Source organism: Microtetraspora niveoalba (assembly GCF_001570405.1).
Taxonomy (GTDB): Bacteria; Actinomycetota; Actinomycetes; order Streptosporangiales; family Streptosporangiaceae; genus Microtetraspora; species Microtetraspora niveoalba.
In genome coordinates this window covers 234,974-258,317 of record NZ_BBYM01000007.1, presented here as the reverse complement: position 1 = coordinate 258,317, position 23,344 = coordinate 234,974, and the positions used below count along the sequence as shown (strand labels likewise).

The 23,344-nt window shown below is 71.4% G+C and carries 16 protein-coding genes and 1 rRNA gene; 4 read left to right on the top strand and 13 right to left on the bottom strand.

The window, feature by feature from the left end; all coding sequences use genetic code 11:
• Together AWQ70_RS07935 and tyrS are read right to left on the bottom strand one after the other, a co-directional pair.
• A 16S ribosomal RNA gene (locus tag AWQ70_RS07935) occupies positions 1-977 on the bottom strand; the annotation flags it as partial.
• Positions 978-2,436: 1,459 nt separating this feature from the next.
• Positions 2,437-3,702 carry a tyrosine--tRNA ligase gene (tyrS, locus tag AWQ70_RS07930; RefSeq protein WP_067172222.1) on the bottom strand — a complete coding sequence of 422 codons (1,266 nt, stop codon included), beginning with the start codon at positions 3,700-3,702 and terminating at the stop codon, positions 2,437-2,439.
• Between the two features lie 306 nt (positions 3,703-4,008).
• Between tyrS and AWQ70_RS07925 the strand changes: the two genes are divergently transcribed.
• Positions 4,009-4,386 (top strand): arsenate reductase family protein, encoded by a 378-nt coding sequence (locus tag AWQ70_RS07925; RefSeq protein ID WP_067172220.1) that lies wholly within the window; start codon positions 4,009-4,011, stop codon positions 4,384-4,386.
• A gap of 59 nt (positions 4,387-4,445) precedes the next feature.
• Here the strand turns inward: AWQ70_RS07925 and AWQ70_RS41070 are convergent, their stop codons facing one another.
• From AWQ70_RS41070 to argC, 9 genes are all read right to left on the bottom strand, one after another.
• Positions 4,446-5,453 (bottom strand): DNA-3-methyladenine glycosylase, encoded by a 1,008-nt coding sequence (locus tag AWQ70_RS41070; protein WP_306303396.1) that lies wholly within the window; start codon positions 5,451-5,453, stop codon positions 4,446-4,448.
• Positions 5,435-6,850 carry an argininosuccinate lyase gene (gene argH / locus AWQ70_RS07915; RefSeq protein WP_245646829.1) on the bottom strand — a complete coding sequence of 472 codons (1,416 nt, stop codon included), beginning with the start codon at positions 6,848-6,850 and terminating at the stop codon, positions 5,435-5,437. The genes AWQ70_RS41070 and argH overlap by 19 nt, the downstream gene beginning before the upstream one ends.
• 86 nt (positions 6,851-6,936) lie before the next feature.
• Positions 6,937-8,136 carry an argininosuccinate synthase gene (locus AWQ70_RS07910; RefSeq protein WP_067172216.1) on the bottom strand — a complete coding sequence of 400 codons (1,200 nt, stop codon included), beginning with the start codon at positions 8,134-8,136 and terminating at the stop codon, positions 6,937-6,939.
• 190 nt (positions 8,137-8,326) lie between these two features.
• On the bottom strand, positions 8,327-8,833 hold the full coding sequence (locus AWQ70_RS07905; RefSeq protein ID WP_067172214.1) for an arginine repressor: 507 nt from the start codon (positions 8,831-8,833) through the stop codon (positions 8,327-8,329).
• Entirely contained in the window at positions 8,830-9,834 is a 1,005-nt protein-coding gene (gene argF / locus AWQ70_RS07900) for an ornithine carbamoyltransferase (protein ID WP_067172212.1), read from the bottom strand. Before argF ends, AWQ70_RS07905 begins: the two co-directional genes overlap by 4 nt.
• The gene (locus AWQ70_RS07895) at positions 9,827-10,972 is read right to left on the bottom strand and encodes an acetylornithine transaminase (protein WP_067172308.1); all 1,146 of its coding nucleotides are present in this window, start codon (positions 10,970-10,972) and stop codon (positions 9,827-9,829) included. The genes argF and AWQ70_RS07895 overlap by 8 nt, the downstream gene beginning before the upstream one ends.
• 68 nt (positions 10,973-11,040) lie before the next feature.
• Positions 11,041-12,006 (bottom strand): acetylglutamate kinase, encoded by a 966-nt coding sequence (gene argB / locus AWQ70_RS07890; RefSeq protein WP_067172210.1) that lies wholly within the window; start codon positions 12,004-12,006, stop codon positions 11,041-11,043.
• A complete protein-coding gene (gene argJ / locus AWQ70_RS07885; RefSeq protein ID WP_067172208.1) occupies positions 12,003-13,157 on the bottom strand; it encodes a bifunctional glutamate N-acetyltransferase/amino-acid acetyltransferase ArgJ in 1,155 nt (384 codons plus the stop codon). Before argJ ends, argB begins: the two co-directional genes overlap by 4 nt.
• Before the next feature lie 94 nt (positions 13,158-13,251).
• Positions 13,252-14,274, bottom strand: coding sequence for an N-acetyl-gamma-glutamyl-phosphate reductase (gene argC, locus AWQ70_RS07880; RefSeq protein WP_067172206.1), 1,023 nt, complete (start codon positions 14,272-14,274; stop codon positions 13,252-13,254).
• Between the two features lie 193 nt (positions 14,275-14,467).
• On the opposite strand from argC, the gene AWQ70_RS07875 reads away from it, so the two are divergent.
• From AWQ70_RS07875 to AWQ70_RS07865, 3 genes are all read left to right on the top strand, one after another.
• Complete coding sequence (locus AWQ70_RS07875; protein ID WP_067172204.1) at positions 14,468-16,132, top strand: class I adenylate-forming enzyme family protein; 1,665 nt, start codon at positions 14,468-14,470, stop codon at positions 16,130-16,132.
• Between the two features lie 78 nt (positions 16,133-16,210).
• Complete coding sequence (locus AWQ70_RS07870) at positions 16,211-17,518, top strand: MFS transporter (RefSeq protein ID WP_245646827.1); 1,308 nt, start codon at positions 16,211-16,213, stop codon at positions 17,516-17,518.
• A gap of 146 nt (positions 17,519-17,664) precedes the next feature.
• Positions 17,665-18,246 (top strand): Uma2 family endonuclease, encoded by a 582-nt coding sequence (locus tag AWQ70_RS07865; protein WP_067172200.1) that lies wholly within the window; start codon positions 17,665-17,667, stop codon positions 18,244-18,246.
• Between the two features lie 48 nt (positions 18,247-18,294).
• On the opposite strand, the gene AWQ70_RS07860 is transcribed toward AWQ70_RS07865, so the two are convergent.
• The gene (locus AWQ70_RS07860) at positions 18,295-19,809 is read right to left on the bottom strand and encodes a DUF2079 domain-containing protein (protein WP_084516634.1); all 1,515 of its coding nucleotides are present in this window, start codon (positions 19,807-19,809) and stop codon (positions 18,295-18,297) included.
• A gap of 304 nt (positions 19,810-20,113) precedes the next feature.
• Complete coding sequence (locus tag AWQ70_RS07855; protein ID WP_084516633.1) at positions 20,114-23,341, bottom strand: penicillin acylase family protein; 3,228 nt, start codon at positions 23,339-23,341, stop codon at positions 20,114-20,116.
• Positions 23,342-23,344: the final 3 nt, after the last annotated feature.

Genomic DNA, 23,344 nt, shown 5'->3' with positions numbered 1-23,344 from the left:
TTTCCGGTGTATGTCAAACCTTGGTAAGGTTCTTCGCGTTGCGTCGAATTAAGCAACATGCTCCGCCGCTTGTGCGGGCCCCCGTCAATTCCTTTGAGTTTTAGCCTTGCGGCCGTACTCCCCAGGCGGGGCGCTTAATGCGTTAGCTACGGCACGGGACACGTGGAAGCACCCCACACCTAGCGCCCAACGTTTACAGCGTGGACTACCAGGGTATCTAATCCTGTTCGCTCCCCACGCTTTCGCTCCTCAGCGTCAGAACTGGCCCAGCAAGCCGCCTTCGCCACCGGTGTTCCTCCTGATATCTGCGCATTTCACCGCTACACCAGGAATTCCGCTTGCCCCTACCAGCCTCTAGCCTGCCCGTATCCACCGCAGACCTAGGGTTAAGCCCTAAGCTTTCACGGCAGACGCGACAAGCCACCTACGAGCTCTTTACGCCCAATAATTCCGGACAACGCTTGCGCCCTACGTATTACCGCGGCTGCTGGCACGTAGTTAGCCGGCGCTTCTTCTACAGGTACACGTCAACTTCGTCCCTGCTGAAAGAGGTTTACAACCCGAAGGCCGTCATCCCCCACGCGGCGTCGCTGCGTCAGGCTTTCGCCCATTGCGCAATATTCCCCACTGCTGCCTCCCGTAGGAGTCTGGGCCGTGTCTCAGTCCCAGTGTGGCCGGTCGCCCTCTCAGGCCGGCTACCCGTCGTCGCCTTGGTAGGCCACTACCCCACCAACAAGCTGATAGGCCGCGAGTCCATCCCCAACCGAAAAAACTTTCCACCACCATCGGATGCCCGAAATGGTCGTATCCGGTATTAGACCCGGTTTCCCAGGCTTATCCCAGAGTCAGGGGCAGGTTACTCACGTGTTACTCACCCGTTCGCCGCTCGAGTACCCCGAAGGGCCTTTCCGCTCGACTTGCATGTGTTAAGCACGCCGCCAGCGTTCGTCCTGAGCCAGGATCAAACTCTCCAAACAATGTCTTCGAGTTGTTTCCTGGCCAACATTCACATGAATGTCAACCAAAGGAATCCATCCCCCCACACCACACAATGAGTGCAGGTAAGGACGGGGTTGTGCATCATGCACTGGCTTTTAGCACACTGTTGAGTTCTCAAGAAACGGACGCGTCCACCATCGCGACCGGCCATGACGACCGACCCCTCAGGGGCGTGATCTCGTTTTTTGCTGATCCCGAGAGGTCTTGCCGATCACCGGCCGAACCTCACCGTAGAATCCGATCCCTGTCTCCAGGGCAACCCCTCCAGACTACCTCACCGCCCGCTCTCTGTCCAACCAGCCTGGCGGGCTGAGATCTGGACACATCGCGAACCGACCGGAGCCGGCACGTGGCCGAGTCCATCTGGCTTGTCGGAAGTGGCTGGCCCCTGGAAGACCGTCCGCCTCGCGGCGTCCCTGTCTCTCGGGGCGAAGAGAACATTAGGCAAGACCGGGCACATCGTCAAATCCGCACCACTCCCGCAAAAGCCCAGGTCAGCCCACTGATCGCGACACGCTGGGCTACTTCGCCACAAGACTGTTACCGCCGTCACAGACACTTTTGACTCGTGTTTCGCGATCTTCGCCGACTTGCGTTCATGCAGGTGAGGCGGCCGTTTCGACGTCAGCCGCACGATGCGGCACAGCCCCGTGGGGAGACCGTGGGACCGTGCCGTACTGAGGCGATGCGGGCTCGGACGCCCAGCTCCCGCCGACAGCGAGAGTGCTCGGGAGCGCCTGACGCGTGGAGGTCATCCGGCCGCGCTACCTCGTCGGCGGCCGTCGGGCCCTTGGCAGGTTGATCGGCTGAAAACCCGGGCCGGCCTCTCACGCGAGGAGTGCGGCGGGCCGCCGTTCCAAGGCGCGGGCGCGGATCACGTCCGTTGCCATCCAGGAGCTTGGCCATCTGCGAGACCTCCCTCGTGGAGATTCCCTGCCGGTGGTGGGGGCAGCGAGGCCGGCGAGATACAGGCCCGCCACCTGCGCCGCGCCGAAAGCATCGAGGCCGGCAGTTTTGTTCGCCCACCTATACGCCGCGCTCCTGACGGGCGGACCCGAAGGCGAGTCGTACGAGGAGATCGTCGACCATGGACACGGTCGTACAACAGTTGAGCGGGAGTCCGAAGTGGCCCAGCCGCCCACCCGATGGAGCAGCGTCCCATCAGGGAACGACGCCTTGGCGAGGCGCTCACTTACGCCCCATCATCGCCCGATCACCACACCATCGATGGCGCCGGCGAAGACGGCCGAGCCGCCGACCCGATGAGACATCGCCCCACCAGGGGACGGCACCATTCGAGGCGCTCACTTGTGCCTCAGGGTCGCCCGGTGCCCCGGCACCGCCGACAACGCTCGGAGAAGGCGGGGCCGCCCACCCGATGGAACGGTGTCCTATCGGGGGACGGCCCCTCGTGAGGCGCTCATCCACGCCTCATCGTCAACCGACCTCGACACCCCCGATGGAGCGCTTGCCCCGGCGGAGTACGAGGAAGCGGCCATGGAGCAGGTCGTCCTGGCCCGGCACGTACTCCTCGTCGGTGATCTTCACGTTGTTGAGGTACGCCCCGCCCTCCTTGACGGCACGTCTCGCAGCCGACTTGGAGTCGACCAGGCCGCTCTCGGCGAGCAGATCGACGTAGGGCATCCCGAGCGCCGGAACGACCGCCTTGGGCACCTCGGCCAGCGCCGACTCCAGAGTCCTCGCGTCGAGCTCCTCCAGCGCCCCCTGTCCGAAGAGGGCCCGCGAAGCGGCGATCACCCTGGCCAGCTCGGCCTCGCCGTGGACCATGGCGGTCAGATCCTCCGCCAGCGTCCGCTGCGCGGCGCGGGCGGCGGGCCGCTCGGCGACGGCCTTCTCCAGCTCGGCGATCTCATCCTGAGTCCGGAACGTGAAGACCTTCAGGAAGCGCACCACGTCCCGGTCGTCGGCGTTCAGCCAGTACTGGTAGAACGCGTACGGCGAGGTGAGCGCCGGATCGAGCCAGACCGCTCCCCCGGCGGTCTTGCCGAACTTCGTGCCGTCGGCCTTGGTGATCAGCTTGCCGGTGAGCGCGTGCACGTGGGCACTCTCGACGCGGCGGATCAGGTCCACTCCGGCCGTGATGTTGCCCCACTGGTCGCTGCCGCCGAGCTGCAGCGTGCAGCCGTGCCGGCGGTACAGCTCCAGGTAGTCGTTGGCCTGGAGGATCTGGTAGCTGAACTCGGTGTAGCTGAGCCCCTCACCGCCGAGCCGCGCGGCCACCGACTCCCGGGCCAGCATGCGGTTCACCGGGAAGTGCTTGCCGACGTCGCGCAGGAAGTCGATGGCGGACAGCTTCCCGGTCCAGTCGAGGTTGCTGACCATCGTCGCGGAGATCGGCCCGTCGTCGAACGAGAGGAACCTCTCCACCTGGCCTCGGATCCGGCTGACCCAGTCGGCGACGACATCCGAGGAGTTCAGCGAGCGCTCGGTGCTGCGGCCGCTGGGGTCGCCGATGAGACCGGTGGCACCGCCGACAAGCGCGATCGGCCGGTGGCCCGCCCGCTGGAACCGGGTGAGGATCAGCAGGGTGGCGAGGTTTCCGACGTGGATGGACGGCGCGGTGGGGTCGAAGCCGGCATAGACCGTGATCGGACCCTCGGCCAGTGCCTTGCGCAGCGCGTCGGCATCGGTGGTCTGCGCGATGACATCGCGCCATTCGAGCTCATCGAGGATGTCGGTCACGATCCTTGGCCTTCAGTGTCGATGGATGTGTATCGATGGATGTACGGCTTTCGCCCCCGTACCAGCCTGCCTGATCACAAAACCCTATCGCCACTCGATACGTGGCCGGGCCGTACGGCGGGCCGGAACGTGCCGGTGAGGTCGGCGGGGCAAGGGTTTCGCGGCCGACCCGGGCCTTGCGACAAGGACCACGTCGCCTCGCCGGACGCCGACTCGGGGTGAGACCGGTGTCCCGTCGAGATCCGGTGGCGGGCTGTCCGTGTGGGTTCCCACACACCGCCACGGCTCCGGCGGAAGAATTGCGCCATGGAAATCTGGATCAACCCGGCCTGCTCCAAGTGCCGTTCCGCGCTGTCCCTCCTGGACGAGGAGGGCGCCCAGTACACGATTCGCCACTATCTGGAGGACCCGCCGACCGCCGCGGAACTCGAAGACGTGCTCCGGCGGCTCGGCCTGGAGCCCTGGGACATCGCCCGCGTCGGCGAGCCGGTGGCGGCCGAACTCGGCATGGCGTCGTGGCCGTGCGACGCGGAGAACCGCGGCCGGTGGATCGAGGCCATGGCCGCCCATCCGATCCTGATCCAGCGTCCGATCATCACGGCGGACGACGGGAGCGCGGTCGTGGGCCGGTCGCCGGAGTCGGTCCGGTCGGCCCTTCCTCCCGATGGTCACGCGACGGGCTGAGGTGCCGGCGACATTCCGGCTCAGCGCACGTCGGGCTGAGGTCCCCGCGACGTTCCGGCTCAGCGCACGTCGGGCTGAGGCCCCTCGGTCCGGCCCCGCCGGCGCGGCACGTGCGGACGGTACGGCGAGACCGTGGGGTCCGCGTCGATCCAGAACCGCCACGGCGTCTCGGCCCCCGAGGAGACGCCCGTGCGGGGACCGGTCCGGATGAGACCGGGGTCGGCGGGCGTGCCCGCGAAGACGCGGACCGGTCCGTCCGCGCAGCAGTCGAGGCCGTTGTGCCGCCGTTCGAAGCCGAGGGCGACGGCCAGCCGGGCCGGCCCCCGGGCCAGGTCCCGGTCGGGGATGCTCCGGCGTCCCCCCGGCCGGGTACGGCTCTCGCCCGCAGCGGCGCCGCCCGGCGGACCGGCGGAGCCGGGAGCGGTCGCGCCGGGCGAACCGTCGGAGCCGGAACCCGTCGCGCCGGGCAGGCCGGCGGAGCCGGAACCCGTCGCGCCGGGCAGGCCGGCGGAGCCGGAACCGGTCGCGCCCGGCTGACCGGCAGAACCGGGGCCGGCCGCGCCCGGCTGGGACGCGGAAGCGGAGCGGCCTCCGGAGGACAGGCGGCGGGCCCGGACGAGTTCGGCTCCCGCGATCACCTCGCCCGCCCGCATGAGCACCGCCGAGCCGCGCCCCTCCGGCAGGCAGACGAGGTTGGCGCAGAAGTGCATCCCGTACGTGAAGTACACGTACAGGTGGCCGGGCTCACCGAACATGACCTCATTGCGCGGCGTCCGGCCGCGATAGGTGTGCGAGGCCGGGTCCTGGCCCGGCCCGCCGTACGCCTCGACCTCGGTGAGGCGCACGGCCACGGGGCCGTGCGCGATCAAGCGCCCGAGCAGGTCGGCCGCGACCTCCGGGGAGGGCCGGTCGAAGAACTCCCGGGGCAACGGCGCACCCGCGCCCGGCGCGAGGGCGGCGGAACCTCGGAGATCGGCCGGATCGACGTGCCCGTACGGACCGTCGGCCGCGGGGCGCCGCCCGTGGAAAGCCGGACCTGAGCCCATGCTCAGCTTCCGCTCGCCCACGCCGCCTGGACGTCGACGGTCTCGCGCAGGGCGGCGAGCTGGTCCAGCACGCGGTCGGGGGCGGTGCCGCCGTGGGCCTTGCGGGCGGCGAGGGCGCCGGCCACGTTGAGCACGTCCCTGACGTCCGGGGTGAAGTGCGGCGAGACCTTGGCCAGCTCGTCGTCGGTGAGGTCGCCGAGGTCCTTGTCGTTGACCTGGCACCAGACGACCAGGTGGCCAACCGCCTCGTGCGCCTCGCGGAACGGGACGCCCTTGCGGACGAGCAGCTCCGCCAGGTCCGTCGCCAGGGCGAAGCCGTCGGGGGCGCTCGCTTCGAGCTTGGCCGTGTTGACCCGCATGGTGGACACCAGGCCGGACACGGCGGGCAGCACGAGGAGCAGCGTGTCGACGGCGTCGAACACCGGCTCCTTGTCCTCCTGCAGGTCCCGGTTGTAGGTGAGCGGCAGGCCCTTGAGCGTCGTCAGCATGGACATGAGGCCCCCGATGAGGCGGCCGCTCTTGCCCCTGGCCAGCTCGGCGACGTCCGGGTTCTTCTTCTGCGGCATGATCGACGAGCCGGTGGAGTAGGCGTCGTCCATCTCGATCCAGCGGAACTCCTGCGAGGCCCACAGGACGATCTCCTCGCCCAGCCGCGACAGGTGGACGCCGATCATCGCGGCGCAGAACAGGAACTCGGCGGCGAAGTCGCGGTCGGCGACCGCGTCCATCGAGTTGGGCGCGGCGGAGTCGAACCCGAGCTCGGCCGCGACCGCCGCCGGGTCGAGCGGCAGGGACGACCCGGCGAGGGCGCCGGAGCCGAGCGGGGAGACGGCGGCGCGCCGGTCCCAGTCCCGCAGCCGGTCGACGTCGCGGGTCAGCGGGTGGACGTGGGCGAGCAACTGGTGGCCGAACGACACCGGCTGGGCGTGCTGCAGGTGGGTCATGCCGGGGGCCGCCGTCGAGGCGTGCGCCTCGGCCTGGCTCATCAGCGCGGTCTCCAGCTCGACCAGGCGCGAGACGATCGTGCGGACGTGGTCGCGCAGATAGAGACGCAGGTCGGTGGCCACCTGGTCGTTGCGGCTGCGGCCGGCCCGCAGCTTGCCGCCGAGCGTGCCGAGCCGTTCGAGCAGGCCGCGCTCAAGGGCGGTGTGCACGTCCTCGTCGGCGACCGTCGGCCGGAACTCGCCGGCCTTGCAGGCCCGCTCCAGGTCGTCGAGCGCGCCGAGCATGCGCCCGAGCTCGTCCTCCGTCAGCAAACCGGCGCGGTGCAGCACGCGGGCGTGCGCGCGCGAGGCCAGCAGATCGTACGGCGCGAGCCGCCAGTCGAACTGCACGCTCACCGACAGACGGGTGAGCGCGTCCGCCGGTCCTCCTTCGAACCTGCCGCCCCACAGCCGCATCGGCTTGTTGTCCGCCACCGTCGTTCTCCCTCCGAGTTTCATCCGCGACCTTAACCGACGTGCGCCCCGGGTCCGGACCGGAGCCGGGACGCACGCGAACCCCGTCAGCCCTGGCGGGCGTCCCGGGCCGCTGCGATCTTGCTGGGCAGCGACCAGAGCTGGACGAAGCCCTTGGCCAGCGACTGGTCGAACGCGTCGCCGGTGTCGTAGGTCGCCAGCGAGAAGTCGTACAGCGAGGCGTCCGAACGCCGGCCGGTGACGACGGCGCGGCCGCCGTGCATGACGAGCCGGATGTCGCCGGACACGTGCCGCTGGGCGTCGGCGATGAACGCGTCGAGCGCCTGCTTGAGCGGCGAGAACCAGAGGCCGTCGTAGACGAGCTCGCCCCAGCGCTGGTCGACGGAGCGCTTGAACCGGGCGAGGTCGCGCTCGACGGTGACGTTCTCCAGCTCCATGTGGGCGGTGATCAGCACGATCGCGCCGGGGGCCTCGTAGACCTCGCGGGACTTGATGCCGACGAGCCGGTCCTCGACCATGTCCAGTCGGCCGACGCCCTGCGCGCCCGCCCGCCTGTTCAGCTCGGCGATGATCTGGAACGGCGACAGGGCGCGGCCGTCGAGGGCCACCGGGACGCCTTCGGCGAAGGTGATGACGACCTCGTCGGCCTCGCGCGGCACGGTCGGGTCGGAGGTGTAGTCGTACACGTCCTCGATCGGCGCGTTCCAGATGTCCTCGAGGAAGCCGGTCTCGACGGCGCGGCCCCACAGGTTCTGGTCGATCGAGTACGGCGACTTCTTGGTGACGTCGATCGGCAGGCCCTTCTCCTCGGCGAAGGCGATGGCCCTGTCGCGGGTCCAGGCGTAGTCGCGGGCCGGGGCGATGACCTTCAGGTCCGGGTTCAGCGCGGCGAGGCCGGCCTCGAAACGGACCTGGTCGTTGCCCTTGCCGGTGCAGCCGTGCGAGACGTGGGTGCCGCCGAACCGCTCCGCCGCCTCCGCGAGGTGCTTGACGATCAGCGGCCGGGAGAGGGCGCTGACCAGCGGGTAGCGGTCCATGTAGAGCGCGTTGGCCTGGAGCGCGGGGACGCAGAAGTCCCGGGCGAACTCCTCGCGGGCGTCGACGACGACGGCCTCGACCGCGCCGCACTCGATCGCGCGCTTCCGGATGATCTCCATGTCCTCGCCGCCCTGGCCGACGTCCACCGCGACGGCGACGACCTCGGCGCCGGTCTTCTCGGCGAGGAACGGAATGGCCACGGAGGTGTCGAGACCGCCTGAATAGGCGAGTACGACCCTGTCACTCATGATCTTGCTCCAATTGCATGGTCACGTTTCATGTTTTCACAGGTCAGAACGCGTTCCGGGTGCTTCTCTTCCGGATCGGCGGCGCGGCGGCCGTCCCGCTCCGCCACCGTCCCATCGCCGACCGTGATCGCCGCTCGCCCGCCTCGCGGGCCCTCGCGCTCTTCGTCCCGTGATCGCCGCCGCGACGTCCTCAGCCTCGGCGGTCCGCCAGTTTGAGCAGGGCGGCCGCCAGGGCCTCTCCCCCCAGCGGGTCGCGGCTGATCACGAGGATCGTGTCGTCGCCCGCGACCGTGCCGAGGATCGTCTCCCAGTCGGCGTGGTCGATGGCCGAGGCCAGGAACTGCGCCGCCCCCGGCGGGGTGCGCAGGATGACCAGGTTCGCCGACGCCTCCGCGGACACCAGGAGCTCCTCGGCGATGCCGCGGAGCCTGGCGTAGGGGTTCTCCCCGGTGCCCGTCCGGTAAAGCGGGATCCGGCCGCCTCCCTCTCCGGGCACCGCGTACACCAGCGTCCCGTCGTCGGCGCGCAGCTTGAGCGCGCCCAGCTCGTCCAGGTCGCGGGAGAGCGTCCCCTGGGTCACCTCGACGCCGCTCTCGGCCAGCAGACGGGCCAGCTCGGGCTGCGACCGGATCTTGTGCCGGGTGAGCAGGTCGACGATCCTGGCGTGCCGCGCCGCCTTGGTGAGCGGGATGGTCACGGCGCCTCCCGTCCCGCCGGCCCCTCGGCGCCCGCTCCGGGCGCCTGCCCGCCGTACGTCACCAGCCAGTGCAGGAGCGCCTTCTGGGCGTGCAGCCGGTTCTCCGCCTGGTCCCAGACCACGCTGTGCGGACCGTCGAGCACCTCGCCGCTGATCTCCAGCCCCCGGTACGCCGGGAGGCAGTGCAGCACGATCGCGTCCGGCGCGGCCTGGGCGAGCAGGCCCGCGTCGAGCCGGTACGGCGTGAACGCCGCCACGCGCTCCTCCTTGCCGTCCTGCCCCATGGACACCCACGTGTCCGTGGCGAGCACGTGGGCTCCGGCCGCGGCGGCCGCCGGGTCGGTGAGCGCCGTGACGGATCCGCCGGTGGCGGCGGCGATCTCGGCCGCCCGGTCGAGGATCACCGCGTCCGGCAGGTATCCGGCCGGGGCCCCGATCCGCACGTGCATCCCGGCGGTCGCGCCGCCGAGCAGATAGGAGTGGGCCATGTTGTTGGCGCCGTCGCCCAGGTACGCCAGGGTGAGGCCCTTGAGCATGCCCCTGTGCTCGCGGATCGTCTGCAGGTCGGCCAGGATCTGGCACGGGTGGAACTCGTCGGTCAGCGCGTTCACCACGGGTACGGACGACACCGACGCCATGGCCTCGACGCGCTCCTGCCCGGACGTCCGCCACACGATGGCCGCCACCTGGCGCTCCAGGACCCGGGCGGTGTCCTCGATCGGCTCGCCCCGCCCCATCTGGGAGGAGCCGCCATCGATGACGAGCGGCAGGCCGCCGAGCTCGCCGACGCCGACCGCGAACGAGACGCGGGTGCGCGTGGACGGCTTGTCGAACAGCACCGCCACCGTGCGCGGGCCGGCGAAGGGCCGGTAGCCGAAGCGGTCCTTCTTCATCGCGTCGGCGAGGTCGAGCACCTGCGCCTGCTCCTCCGGCGTCAGGTCGTCGTCCCGCAGGAAGTGCCTGACCCGCTTCGGATCCGTGGCGGGTCCCTGACTAGTCATTCGCGGCCTCCAGGATGCCGGGAAGCGCGTCCACGAAGGACCGCACCTCGGGGGACGTGACGACGAGCGGGGGCGCGAGCCGTACGGCGTCGGGCTGGAGGGCGTTGACCAGGAAACCCGCCTCCTGGGCCGCCTCCTGCACCCGCGCCGACCTGTCGGCGGTGAGCACGAGGGCCAGCCAGAGGCCCCGGCCGCGCACGCCCTTGAGCAGCGGGTGGCGGATCGCCTCGATCCCGTCCCGCAGCTCCCGGGCGACGGCCCCGACGTGTGTGAGCAGGTCGTCGCGCTCGATCGTGTCCAGCACGGCGAGGGCCGCCGCGCACGAGACCGGGTTGCCGCCGAACGTCGAGCCGTGGTCGCCCTTGTCGAAGACCGTGCCGGCCGGGCCGAGGCCCACGCAGGCGCCGATGGGCATGCCGCCGCCGAGGCCCTTGGCCAGGGTCAGCACGTCGGGGAGCACGCCGTCCGCCTGGTGGGCGAACCAGTGGCCGGTGCGGCCGATCGCGGACTGGATCTCGTCGGCCACCAGGAGCGCGCCGGTCGCGGAGCAGATCTCCCTGGCCGCCCGGAGGTAGCCCTCCGGCGGCGGCACGACGCCGGCCTCGCCCTGGGTCGGCTCCAGGAAGACCGCGGCGCAGTCCTCGGTCACCGCGTTCTTGAGCGCGTCGGCGTCGCCGTACGGGACGAACCTGACGTCGATCGGGAACGGGCCGAACTGATCGCGGATCGCCGGCTTGCCGGTCAGCGACAGGGCGCCGAGCGTGCGGCCGTGGAAGCCCATCTCGGCGGCGACGAAGTAGGTTCTGCCGTTGGCCTTGCCGTACTTGATGGCGAGCTTGAGGGCGGCCTCGTTGGCCTCGGTGCCGGAGTTGGCCAGGAAGACCCGGGCGGGCGCGCCGATCAGGCCGCCGAGCCGCTCGGCGAGCAGCACCTCGGGCTCGTGGAGGTACAGGTTCGAGGTGTGCGCCAGCGTCGCGACCTGCCGGGACACCGCCTCGACCAGCGCCGGGTGGGCGTGGCCGAGGGAGCTGACCGCGATGCCTCCGATGAAGTCGAGATAGCGCCGGCCGTCCACGTCCCAGACGGCGGTGCCCTCGCCGCGCGCGAGCGCGACCGGCGGCACGCCGTAGTTGGGCATGAACGCCGCCTCGAAGCGCTTCCTGAGCGCCTCTGCCGCCGGGTTCCGGTCCGGCTTCGTCTCCTCGCTCACGCGTCCTCCTTGGTCGGAACGGCGACCGGCGCGGGCTCGGCCGGGGCGGATGCGGAGTCGGGCAGGACCATCGTGCCGATGCCCTCGTCCGTGAAGATCTCCAGCAGCAGCGCGTGCGGCACCCGGCCGTCGAGCACGTGCGCCTGCGGGACGCCGCCGCGCACCGCGGTCAGGCACGCCTCCATCTTGGGGACCATGCCGCTGGACAGCGTCGGCAGCAACTCGGCCAGCTCCGTCGCGGTGATCCTGCTGACGACCTCATCGCCCGAGTCCGGTTCCGCGCCTCCGGCACGAGGTGGCCAGTCGGCGTAGAGTCCCTCGACGTCGGTGAGCACGACGAGCTTGGACGCGCCGAGCGCGACCGCCAGCGCGGCGGCGGCGGTGTCGGCGTTCACGTTGTAGATCGCGCCGTCCTCGCCGCGCGCGATCGGCGCCACGACCGGGATCCGCCCGTCGTCCAGCAGGGCCTGTACGGCTCCCGCCTCCACGTCGACGATCTCGCCGACCTGACCGATGTCGACGGTGACGCCGTCGACGACGGCGTGCTTGCGCTCGGCGGTGAACAGGTGGGCGTCCTCGCCGGACATGCCGACCGCGAACGGGCCGTGCCGGTTGATCAGGCCGACCACGTCGCGGTTGACCTGGCCGACCAGGACCATCCGCACCACCTGCATCGCCTCGGGGGTGGTCACCCGCAGGCCGGCGACGAAGTGGCTCTCGATGCCCTGCAGGTCGAGCTGCCGCTGGATCTGCGGGCCGCCGCCGTGCACGATCACCGGCCGGAGCCCCGCGTACCTGAGGAAGACCACGTCGTCGGCGAACTTCTCGCGCAGGTGCTCCTCGGTCATCGCGTTGCCGCCGTACTTGATGACGACGGTCGCGCCGTGGAAGCGGGCCATCCAGGGCAGCGCCTCGATCAGCGTGTGCGTCTTGTCCAGCGCGCCGTTCAGCCGGGCCGTCATGACGAGTACGCCGAGTTCTCGTGGACGTACGCCGCCGTGAGGTCCGTGGTGTGGACGGTCGCGGAGTGCGGGCCGGCGGACAGGTCGATCGTGATCGTCACGTCCCGGGGGCGCAGGTCGACCTTGGAGCGGTCGTCGCCGACGGCGCCGCCGCGGCAGATCCAGACGCCGTTGATGGCCACGTTGAGCCGGTCGGCCTCGAAGACGGCGTCCGTCGTGCCGACCGCGGACAACACCCGGCCCCAGTTGGGGTCCTCGCCGTGGATCGCGCACTTGAGCAGGTTGTTCCTGGCCACGGCCCGGCCCACGGTGACGGCGTCCTCGACGCTGGCCGCGCCGACGACCTCGATCGCGATCGCCTTGGAGGCGCCCTCGGCGTCGACCAGGAGCTGGCGGGTGAGGTCGGCGCAGACGGCGGTGACGACCTTCTCGAACTCGGCGAGGTCGGGCCGCACCCCGGAGGCGCCGCTCGCCAGCAGCAGCACGGTGTCGTTGGTGGACATGCAGCCGTCGGCGTCGAGGCGGTCGAAGGTGACGCTCGTCGCCTTGCGCAGCACCGCGTCCAGCTCCTCGGAGGAGAGGTCGGCGTCGGTGGTGATGACGCACAGCATGGTGGCCAGCGACGGGGCGAGCATGCCCGCGCCCTTGGCCATGCCGCCGACCATGTAACCGCCCTCGCCCCTGCGGAAGGCGATCTTGCTGACCGTGTCGGTGGTCCTGATCGCGTCGGCGGCGGCCAGGCCGCCGTCCCGCGAAAGCTGGGACACGGCCGTCTCGACCCCGCCGAGCAGGGCGTCCATCGGCAGCCGCTCGCCGATCAGGCCGGTGGAGCAGACCGCGATCTCACCCGCCGAGTCGCCGATCTCCGCGGCGACCCTCTCCGCCGTGGCGTGGGTGTCCTGGAAGCCGAGCGGCCCGGTGCAGGCGTTGGCGCCGCCGGAGTTGAGGATCACCGCCTTGACCCGGCCGCCGGCGAGGACCTGCGCCGACCACAACACCGGCGCGGCCTTGACCCGGTTGGCGGTGAAGACGCCCGCCGCCGCGCGGGACGGTCCGTCGTTGACGACGAGCGCGAGGTCGCGCGCGCCGCTCGCCTTGATGCCCGCTACGACGCCCGCCGCCCGGAATCCGAGTGGAGCCGTGACGCTCATACAACCTCCTCGCCTCGCGGCCGGAGGCCGCATTCGCCTGTCGCGTGCCGTTCTTCCGTTCGCCCGCCGCGCGCCGCCCGGCGCGCCATCCCGATCACGGGGCGAGCCCGTTCAGGGGGAGGCCGAGCTCCTCGGGGAGGCCGAGCGCCAGGTTGACGCTCTGGATCGCTCCGCCCGCCGTGCCCTTGGTGAGGTTGTCGATGGCGGCGACGGCGACGACCCTGCCGGAGCGCTCGTCGAGGGCGACCTGCAGGACGGCGGTGTTGGCCCCGGCCGTCATCGCGGTCGCCGGCCACGTCCCCTCGGGGAGCAGGCGGAGGAAGGGCTCGTCCTTCACCGCCGTCTCGTACGCCTCCCGGAGCGCCGCGGCGGTGAGGCCGGGCACGGCCGGGGCCGTGCAGGTGGCGAGGATGCCCCGGCTCATCGGCGCGAGCGTCGGGGTGAAGGAGACCCGGACCGGCCCTCCCGCCACCTTCGCCAGGTTCTGCTCCATCTCCGGGGTGTGCCGGTGGACGCCGCCCACGCCGTACGCGCTGACCGAGCCCATGACCTCGCTGCCGAGGAGGTGGGTCTTGGGGGCGCGGCCGGCGCCGGAGGTGCCGCTGGCGGCGACCACGACCACGTCGGGCTCGACCAGGCCGGCGGCGAAGGCCGGGAACAGCGCGAGCGTCGCGGAGGTCGGGTAGCAGCCGGGGACCGCGATCCGGCGGGCCCCGCGCAGCGCCTCGCGCTGCCCGGGAAGCTCGGGCAGCCCGTACGGCCAGGTGCCCGCGTGGTCGCCGCCGTAGAAGTGGGCCCAGTCCTCGGCGCGTTCGAGCCGGAAGTCGGCGCCGCAGTCCACCACGACGGTGTCCTCGCCCAGCTCGGCGGCGACGGCGCCGGACTGCCCGTGCGGCAGCGCGAGGAAGACGACGTCGTGACCGGCGAGGGTCTCGGCGCCGGTCTCCTCGACGACCCGGTCGGCGAGCGCGGGGAGGTGCGGCTGGTGCGCGCCGAGCCGCGTGCCGGCGCTGGAGCCGGCGGTCAGCGCGCCGATCTCGAAGGACGGGTGCGCGAGCAGCAGCCGGAGCAGCTCGCCCCCCACGTAACCCGTCGCTCCCGCGATCGCCGCCCTCATCGTTCCCCCTGCATGTTCATGCGAACGAGCACATCTTCTTACTCTGAAGAGTATGCGATATGCGGCATGACCATGCAAGCGAGCCTACCTCCGCCAGGCCGGGGCACACCTTCCCGCACCGGCCCCTGGCCTACGTACCTACCGGTCGGTATCGTAACTTCTCCGGTTACCATCGCGGCTTGGAGCGCACTCCATGGCTATGACGCATGACCAGGTACAGGCCCAGCTCACCGCGCCCGGCCAGCTCTTCGAGATGGAAGAGGTGGAGGTCGGGGGAACGACGATCCGCGCGTGGAAGCACGCTCCCCGCACCTTCCGGGAGCTCCTGGAGAACAGCCGCTTCCACGGCGACAAGATCTTCCTCATCTACGAGGACGAGCACGTCACCTTCGAGGAGCACTTCCGCCGTGCGGCCACCCTGGCCCGCCGCCTCGTGGAGGACCACGGTGTACGCAAGGGAGACCGGGTCGCCCTCGCCATGCGCAACTATCCCGAATGGGTGGTCTCCTTCTCCGCGATCCTCGCCGCCGGGGCGGTCGCCGTCCCGCTGAACGCGTGGTGGAGCGGGCAGGAGCTGGCGTACGGCCTGGCCGACTCGGGGGCGACGCTGCTGATCGCCGACGCCGAGCGCGCCGAACGGGTCAGGGACGCGGGCGTGGCCGAGCTGCCGGTGATCGTCGCGCGCGGGCCCGGGGCGAACCTCGCCGAGGTCATGGGAGAGGTGCGGGCCGACGTGACCCTGCCCGCCGTCGATCTCGGCCCCGACGACCCCGCGACGATCTTCTACACCTCGGGCACCACCGGCCGGCCGAAGGGCGCGCTCGGCACCCACCGCAACCTCGGCCAGGCCCCGATGACCGTGGCGTACGCGATGACGCGCTCGACCCTGCTCGCCGGGCGGGACCCGTCGGAGGTGACCGGGGAGCGGCGCGTCACGCTGCTCGCGGTGCCGCTGTTCCATGTGACCGGCTGCTTCGCCGTGCTGATCACCTCGATCTTCAGCGGGGCCGGGCTGGCCCTGATGTACAAGTGGGACCCGGAACACGCCCTCCGGACGATCGAGCGCGAGAAAGTCACCGGACTCACCGGCGTGCCGACCAACGCCTGGCAGCTCCTCTCCCACCCCGCGCTCGATCGCTACGACATCTCCTCGCTGACCGGCATCTCCTACGGCGGCGCGCCGGCCCCGCCGAAGCTGCTGGAGCGGATCACCGAGCTGCTGCCCGACCGCGCGCCCTCCAACGGGTACGGCATGACCGAGACGACGGCGCTCGCCGTCTACAACGCGGGCAAGGACTACGCGACGCGGCCGGACAGCATCGGCCTCCCGCTCGCCGTGGTCGACGTCAGGATCTGCGACCCGGCCGGGGCGGAGCTGCCTCCCGGCGAGGTCGGCGAGCTGTGCGTCCGGGGGCCGATCGTCATCAGCGGCTACTGGAACCGGCCGGAGGCCACCGCGGAGACGTTCGTGGACGGCTGGTTGCACACCGGCGACCTCGCCCGCGTGGACGAGGAGGGGTTCGTCTACATCGTCGACCGGGCCAAGGACATGGTCATCAGGGGAGGCGAGAACGTGTACTGCGCCGAGGTCGAGGCCGCGCTGTTCGAGCATCCCGGGGTCGAGGACGCGGCGGTGATCGGCGTCCCCCACGACGAGCTGGGCGAGGAGGTCGGGGCCGTGGTGCGGCGCGCGCCGGGCTCCGACGTCTCGGCCGACGAGCTCAGGGACTTCGCGCGCGAGCGCCTCGCCGGATTCAAGGTGCCGGCGACGATCTGGTTCCTGGAGGAGGAGCTGCCCCGCAATCCGGGCGGCAAGATCCTCAAGACGGTGCTGCGCCGGCGCGTGCTCGGCCCCTGACGGCGTCGCGACCGGTCCCGTCCCGACCGCCGAAAACCGATTGTCCGGCGGCCCGGCGCCAGGCGAGGATGGCCGTTCGTGTCTGAACGTTCGGATCGCTCGCTGAGGGCGCTGGCCCGCCGGATGCGCGTCGATGTCACCCCGCTGCGCGAGTCGCGCGACTTCCGCCTCCTGCTCGGCTCCGGCATGATCACCATGCTCGGCACGCTGTTCACCATGGTGGCCGTGCCGTACCAGGTGAAGCAGCTCACCGGGTCGCCCGTCGCGGTCGGCCTGGTCAGCCTCGCCGAGTTCACGCCGATGGTGGTCTGCGGGTTGTGGGGCGGCGCGATCGCCGACGCGCTCGACCGGCGCAAGATCGTGATCTACTCCGAGGTCGGCCTCTGCGTCACGACCGGCCTCCTGCTGGTCAACGCCCTGCTGCCCGAGCCGCAGCTCTGGGTGCTCTACGTGGCGGGCGCCCTCTCCGCCGGGTTCGGCAGCGTACGCGGCCCGAGCGAGCAGGCGATGGTCAACCGGGTGCTCAAGCTCGACCAGATGACCGCCGCGTTCGCGCTGCAGGGGCTCATGCGCAACAGCGCCGTCATCGTCGGCCCCGCCGTCGGCGGCCTGGTCGTCAGCGGGCTCGGCCCCGCCACGTCGTACGGCGTCGACGTCGCCTCGTTCCTGGTCTCGCTGGCGCTGCTGGTGAGGGTGCGTCCGGTGCCGAGGCCGGAGGCCGCGGCCCCCGCCTCGCTCCGGTCCCTGGCCGAGGGCGTCCGCTACGCCGTCCGGCGTCCCGACCTGATGGGCACCTATCTGGTGGACATCGCCGCCATGGCGTTCGCCAGCTCGAACGCGCTGTTCCCGTTCCTCGCCGACGACCTCGGGACGCCGCAGGCGCTCGGCCTCCTGTACGCCGCCGGGGGCGTCGGCTCGGTGCTCGCCTCGCTGACCTCCGGCTGGACCGCCCACGTGCACCGGCACGGCCTCGCCGTCATCGTGTCGGCCACCCTGTGGGGTGTCTCGGTGGCGGTCGCCGCGGTCATGCCGAACGTCTGGCTGGTCGTCGTCTGCCTCGCCGTCGCCGGCGGCGCCGACATGGTCAGCGGCCTCTTCCGCGGCACGATCTGGAACCAGACCATCCCGGACGAGTACCGCGGCCGCCTCGCCGGGATCGAGCTGCTCTCGTACTCCACCGGCCCGATGCTCGGGGACGTGCGCGCGGGGGGCATGGCGGGGCTGGGCGGCAGCCGGTTCTCACTGGGGATCGGCGGCCTGCTGTGCGTGGGCGCGGTGGCCCTGATGGCGACCGCGCTGCCCCGGTTCCGCCGGTACGACGCCCGCACCGACGAGCACGCCCTCGCCGAGCGGGCCCGCCGCGCCGAGCAGACCGCGGCCACCTGACCCAACCCGGACGAACCCGCCCCTCAGCGAGACCGGCTGGTTACGATGTGCGCATGACGGCAGCGGTAGCGGAGAAAAGGACTGCGGAGACCACGGCGGAGACGGAGCCCGCGAAGACAGCGGAGACAGAGGCACGGAGCGACGTCATGAGCGAGCCATCGGACCTGCCCGGCTGGGTTTTCCCTCCCCGCGAGGGCTACACGGCCGCCGACCTCGATCACATTCCGGATTTGCCTGCGCACACGGAGTTGATTGACGGAAGCTTGGTCTTCGTGAGCCCCCAGTCCTCCTTCCATTCACGGGCCGTGTCCCTTCTGGAGAACGCCCTCCGCGGCGTCGTGCCGCGCGAGCTGCGGGTCCGGCGCGAGATGAGCCTGATTCTCGAGTCACGCCAGCGGCCGGAGCCCGACGTGAGCGTCATCCGCGCCGAGGCGGAGCAGGGGGACGAGCAGACCGCGTACCAGGCGGCCGACGCGGTCCTGGTGGTCGAGGTCGTCTCGCCGGAGTCGGAGATCCGCGACCGCAAGCGCAAGCCGGTGTTGTACGCCGAGGCGGGCATCCCACACTTCTGGCGGGTGGAGAACCAGAAGGGCCGGCCCGCCGTCTACGTCTACGAGCTCGACCCCGCGACCTCGGCGTACTTCCTCACCGGCATCCATCACGACCGGCTCAAGGTCTCGCTGCCCTTCGAGATCGACATCGACCTCTCCGAGATCGACCGCTTCTGACGATCCGCCCCCGTACGGCTCGCCGGGGGCGGGCGGCGTGATCCCGCGTCATCCGGCGCGCCGCAGGACGACGATGTCCTCCCGGTCGAAGAGCAGCCGGTAGCCGTCCCGCACGTAGTCGTCGATCACCCCGCGCAGGTCCGGGCCCGCCGACGCGATGATCCACGGGGTCCCGCGGTGGCGGTAGTCCCACCACAGCACGGTGTCGCGGCCCGACAGATGGGGGCCGAAGTCGTTGCTCGCCTCCACGAGCACCCCGTCGGGGATCAGGGCGAGCGCCTCATGCCGCGCCGCCGCCCGCGCGTCCGCCGCGTAGAAGTCCGGACGCAGGAGCTCGCCGAACGGCCGGTGCGGCACCAGGGTGAGCGCGACGGCGCAGATCGCCGCCGCCCACACGAGGCCGAGCCGTTCCGGCTCCTCGGCCCGTCCGGTCCTCCGCACCCACCGGATCAGGCGCGCCGCGCCGTCCACGCCGGCGAGGAACAGGATGGCGACCGTGAACGCGTCGTAGTGCCAGGCGGTGGACCACCAGTTGGACGCGTCGGACAACATCCGCTCGGCGACGTGCGGCAGGGCCGCGAGCGCGATCGGCGACAGCAGGCAGAGGAACAGCGTCGGCCACAGCAGCAATGCCGTCGTGTCGATCTTGGCCTGATCCTCCACCAGGACGCCGAGGACGCGCAGCGGGTCGGTGACCGCGGTGCGCAGGACGTCGGGGAGGTCCGCGCCCAGGTGCGAGAAGTACCAGCGCTCGTCGGACCGGCCGCCCGCGAGCGGGATGAGCACCTTGCGGGTGAACTCCATGGCCGCCAGGCCGCCGACGGCGACCGCCGCCCCGAGGCGCCGCCGCCGGGTGACGAACAGCCAGGCGCCGACGCCCGCGACGATCAGCCCGGCGTCCTCCTTGGTCAGCAGCAGCCCGGCCAGCGCGAGCAGGCCGGGGAGCCGCTTCCCCGCGTCCAGGCGCTCGATCGCGGCGGCGGTCAGCACGGGGACGAAGGCCACCTCGTGGAACTCCACGCTGACGGTCTGCGCGATCGGCCAGGACAGCGCGTACGCGAACGCGACCAGATAGGCGGCAGCCGTTCCGAGCCGGCGGCGGGTGAACGCCCACAGGAACGGGATGGCCAGCGCGAACAGCACGGCCTGGGCCACGATGAGCGTCGCGGGGCCGTCGTGCAGCCAGTACAGCGGGGCGAGCACGGCCAGGATCGGCGAGAAGTGGTCGGCGAGCTGGAGGTAGTCCATCCCCCGGTCCGTGGTGACGCCCAGGAGCGGGACGACGGGCGGCCGGAAGTGGGCGTACGCGCGCACGGTCTGATCGAAGATCGTCAGGTCGTAGGTGCCGGTGCGGAAGGTGCGCAGCTTGGTCAGCCCGTGGAGCGTGTACACCCCGGCGGACAGGGCGCACGCGGCCGCCAGCGCGACGGGATCGCGCGGCCACCGGTGCGGCGGCGGGACGGCCGAGAGCACACGGCGCAGCGCCGCCGGCACACGCGGCGCCGGCCGCTCCGGGGCGCCGGAGTCCACGGGACGGTCAGGGACGCGGGTCCTCCAGGCCATGGCCGGAGATTACGGGCATGTCGCGTTCCACGACCAGACCCGTTTCGTGGGACGGCGCGGGGAGCCCGGCGCCGGCGCCCCCGTCACCCGGACGCCTCCCGCGCCTGCCTGCCGGAACCGGTGACCCCGCGCCTGCCCGCACCGCCCGCACCGGGCCGGACGGCTGAAACGTTCAGGGACGTCCGCGACGCCGCCCCGGACCTGGGGGGCCCGGGGCAGCGCTCGGTCTACCGGCCGTAGACTCCGCCCCCTTTCACAGACTCGGTCTACCGGCCGATAGACCCGGACCCTTCAGACGCTCGGTCTATCGGCCATAGACCTCGAACTCGTACAGCGAGTAGCCGTAGGACGTGGCGCGCGTGACGCCCTGCATCCGGACGTAGCGCGCGTTCACCGGCGTGAAGGAGACGTTGTCCACGCCGCCGTCGCCCGCGGTCGTCGAGTGGACCGTGGTCCAGGCGCTCCCGTCGGTCGACGTCTGGATCCGGTACGCCTTGCCGTACGCCGCCTCCCAACGCAGGATCACGCGGGCCACGGACGTCGCCGACCCGAGGTCCACCTGAAACCACTGGTTGTCGCTGGACGCGCTGGACCAGCGGGTCGAGCGGTCGCCGTCGTTCGCCTTGGCGGGCGGGTAGAGGAAGTTCTCCCTGCTCGACGCGCTCGCCGCGGCCCCGGCGGCCAGGTTGGCGACGTTGTCGCCGCGCCGGGCCGGGAAGGAGACCACCTGCTGGTACGTCGGCCGGTTCTGCCAGGAGATCAGGTCCTGCTTGATCCCGCCGAGCGGCGACTGGCGCACCGCGTCCGCGCACCACTGGTCGCCGGCCGAGCAGACGTCGTCGGCCGGGTAGGTGACCGCCGCCGTCTCGGCGAGCGCGGCGGACAGGCTGTCCAGCAGGACGGTACGGCACGCCTGCACGGTGGCCCCGCAGTACCGGGCCGGGAGCGCCCCCTGGACGGTGTCGCCCAGCACGTTCCTGATGTCCTTGTCGACGTAGCCCCACCAGCCGTACTGGAACGCGGAGCCCTTGTGCGTCTGGGCCCCGTTCGCCGACGTCGCGCCGCCGGAGGTGTCGCCCTGCTGCCGCCCGGACGGCGACTCGTTGATCTGCAGGGCGTCGACCAGCGACCGGTAGAGCCCGTCACCGAGACCGGGCCGGAACTGCGCCCGCACCAGCTTGGGCCACCAGGCGTCGAAGGCGCGGATCGCGTCGGCGTGCGCGTACGTCTTGCTGCCCGGGGAGGTCTCGGCGCGGCGGGCTCCGGCGGAGGACCAGGCGGACAGCTTGGTCACGGCCGAAGCGAGCGCGGGGTCGGTCACCTCGGCGCTGTTGATCACGCGGAGCAGGTTGGGCAGGACCTTCCAGCCGCGCAGGTCCGTGATCGCGGCTTCTGCCATGATCTTCGTGGTGCCGGCCCGGTCCAGGGTGCCCGAGGCGAGGGCGGCCTTCACCGGCGCGTCCAGCAGGTCCGCCCGGTGGACGGAGCCGAAGCTGAAGTTGCCGTCGGCCGCGGCGTAGTCCTTGGCCTGCTTGTTGTTCCAGCTCACGAAGTAGTCCTGGTTGACCGCCTGCGGGTGGGTGCTCGCCGCCGTGTACGTCGCGGTGTTGGCGGCGGGGTCGTACCCGGCCCACTCGTGCGCGGCGTCCGCGGCCATGGGCAGGTTCGGGTCGGAGACGGCCGAGCGCACCGGGGTGCTCCCGGACATGAAGTACGCCGAGTCGGCCGAGTTCACATAGAACCAGTTGAACGCGAAGCCGATGTTGGCGGCGGAGTTCTGGAACGCGGCGGCCGACCCCATCTCGGCGGGGTCGTTGAACATCTGGAAGCCGATCGCCGAGTCGGGCTCGTGCCGGTAGGTCGAGCGGAGCGTGGTGAAGGCGGTCGGGACCCCGTCCACCGTGCCGCGCCACGTCACCAGGCCGTACTTCGTGCGCTTGATCACCAGCTCGTACGACCCGGCCTTGGTGGAGTCGGCCGTGCTCGGCTTCCACGAGTTCTTCTTGCGCAGCGTCTCCATGGCGGTGCAGGCGCCGCGGTACAGGTAGTGGTCGGAGGCCGTGGTCGGCGTGCCACCGTTCGGGTCGCACAGCGTGATCGCGTACGTGTCGGTGATGTCCTGCGTGCTCGACGTGGCGCTCCAGGCGTAGTCCGCGCCCCTGCCGAGCAGCACGTACAGGTTGATCCCGGCGAAAGCCGCGCCGCGCGCCCAGATGCCGGGGCCGTTCAGCTCCTCCAGCATGAGCAGCTGCGGGGCGAAGTAGCCGGTCTGCGGGCCGAAGACGGCGATGGGGTGGCCGGTGCCCGACTTGGCGGCCGACACCACGATCGCGTTCGACATGCCGGGCTTGGCGTTGTCGACGACGAGGCCGTCGAGCGGGCTCCGCGCCTCGGTGGTGGCCGTGGTGGCGGTTCCCGTCTCGTTCTCGGTGATGTCCACCGGCGCGGTCGAGGGGTCGGGGAGCACGACGCCGGTCGCCCCGGCCGGTGCGGCGCCGGAGGGGAAACTCTGTCCGTCGTGGAGGGTGAGCACGGTCTCCGGGTCGTTCTGGCCGCGGAACGCCGCCCAGACCCGGTCGCCCTCGGCGGCGCCGTACTTGGCCCGCGCGGCCACCCGGACGAGGGCGGACTGCGTCTCGTTTCCGCCTCCGCCGCCGAACAGGCCGCCGATCACCCCGGAGATCGCGACCAGGTCGGTCATGGTGAAGTCGACCGGGCCGCCCTTGTTGGTGATCGCGTCCAGGTGCCCGGTCAGCACGTACTCGCCGGGGCAGTTGCGCTTGGCCATGCAGACGTCGATGTACGCGTTGATGCCGTCGATGTAGTTGCGCACGTCGGCGTAAAGCTGGGCGCCCCTGGGACCGGAGTCGCGCAGCCGGTCGATCTGGGCCTGCAGATCGGCCTCGGTGTACGGGGAGTTGCGCCAGACGCTCTGCTCGAGCTCCCGGTTGCCCTTCGCGCCGCCGGCGAACGGGGTGAGGTCGCCCCGGCCGACGTGCCGCATCAGGTCCATGACCCAGAGGCGGTCCTGCGCGCCCGCGTAGCCGGCGCCGAACATGGTGCCCTCGCGGGTGGTGCCGGTGATGTGCGGCACCCCGGTGGCCTTGTCGCGGACGATCGTGACGTCCGAGCGGGGGCTGACCGTGCTCTCGACCTGGCCGGGCGGCACGCCGAACGAGGCGTCGTTGAAGAACGACGAGATCTGGTCCTCCGTCAGGCCGGTGTAGCCGGAGATGAGCCCGGCGTACCGGCCGAGCTGGTCGGAGCTGTGCGCCGGGCGGGTGCCGACGGACTGGTTCCCGAGGATGTCGACCAGCGTGGCGTTGCCGTTCTGGCCCGGGGGGAGGATGTCGGCGCACTGGCCGACGCAGTAGTCGTCGGAGACCGCGGCGGACGCCGCGGCGGATGACGACGCCGAGGACAACGCTGAGGACAACGCCGGGGACGACGCGGCCGAGGCCGCGGGTAAGCCGGTGATCACGAGGGCGAGCACGGCGGAGACCGTGAGCGCCCCTCGAAGGCGCGCGTGCATACG

Excerpts from the sequence above, each read along its gene's own strand:
- AWQ70_RS07925 (WP_067172220.1), top strand. The coding sequence starts at position 4,009 with ATGGAAATCTGGATCAACCCGGCCTGCTCCAAGTGCCGTTCCGCGCTG.
- AWQ70_RS07910 (WP_067172216.1), bottom strand. The coding sequence starts at position 8,136 with ATGAGTGACAGGGTCGTACTCGCCTATTCAGGCGGTCTCGACACCTCC.
- argF (WP_067172212.1), bottom strand. The coding sequence starts at position 9,834 with ATGACTAGTCAGGGACCCGCCACGGATCCGAAGCGGGTCAGGCACTTC.
- AWQ70_RS07895 (WP_067172308.1), bottom strand. The coding sequence starts at position 10,972 with ATGCCCAACTACGGCGTGCCGCCGGTCGCGCTCGCGCGCGGCGAGGGC.
- argB (WP_067172210.1), bottom strand. The coding sequence starts at position 12,006 with ATGACGGCCCGGCTGAACGGCGCGCTGGACAAGACGCACACGCTGATC.
- argJ (WP_067172208.1), bottom strand. The coding sequence starts at position 13,157 with ATGAGCGTCACGGCTCCACTCGGATTCCGGGCGGCGGGCGTCGTAGCG.
- argC (WP_067172206.1), bottom strand. The coding sequence starts at position 14,274 with ATGAGGGCGGCGATCGCGGGAGCGACGGGTTACGTGGGGGGCGAGCTG.
- AWQ70_RS07875 (WP_067172204.1), top strand. The coding sequence starts at position 14,468 with ATGGCTATGACGCATGACCAGGTACAGGCCCAGCTCACCGCGCCCGGC.
- AWQ70_RS07865 (WP_067172200.1), top strand. The coding sequence starts at position 17,665 with ATGAGCGAGCCATCGGACCTGCCCGGCTGGGTTTTCCCTCCCCGCGAG.
- AWQ70_RS07860 (WP_084516634.1), bottom strand. The coding sequence starts at position 19,809 with ATGGCCTGGAGGACCCGCGTCCCTGACCGTCCCGTGGACTCCGGCGCC.
- AWQ70_RS07855 (WP_084516633.1), bottom strand. The coding sequence starts at position 23,341 with ATGCACGCGCGCCTTCGAGGGGCGCTCACGGTCTCCGCCGTGCTCGCC.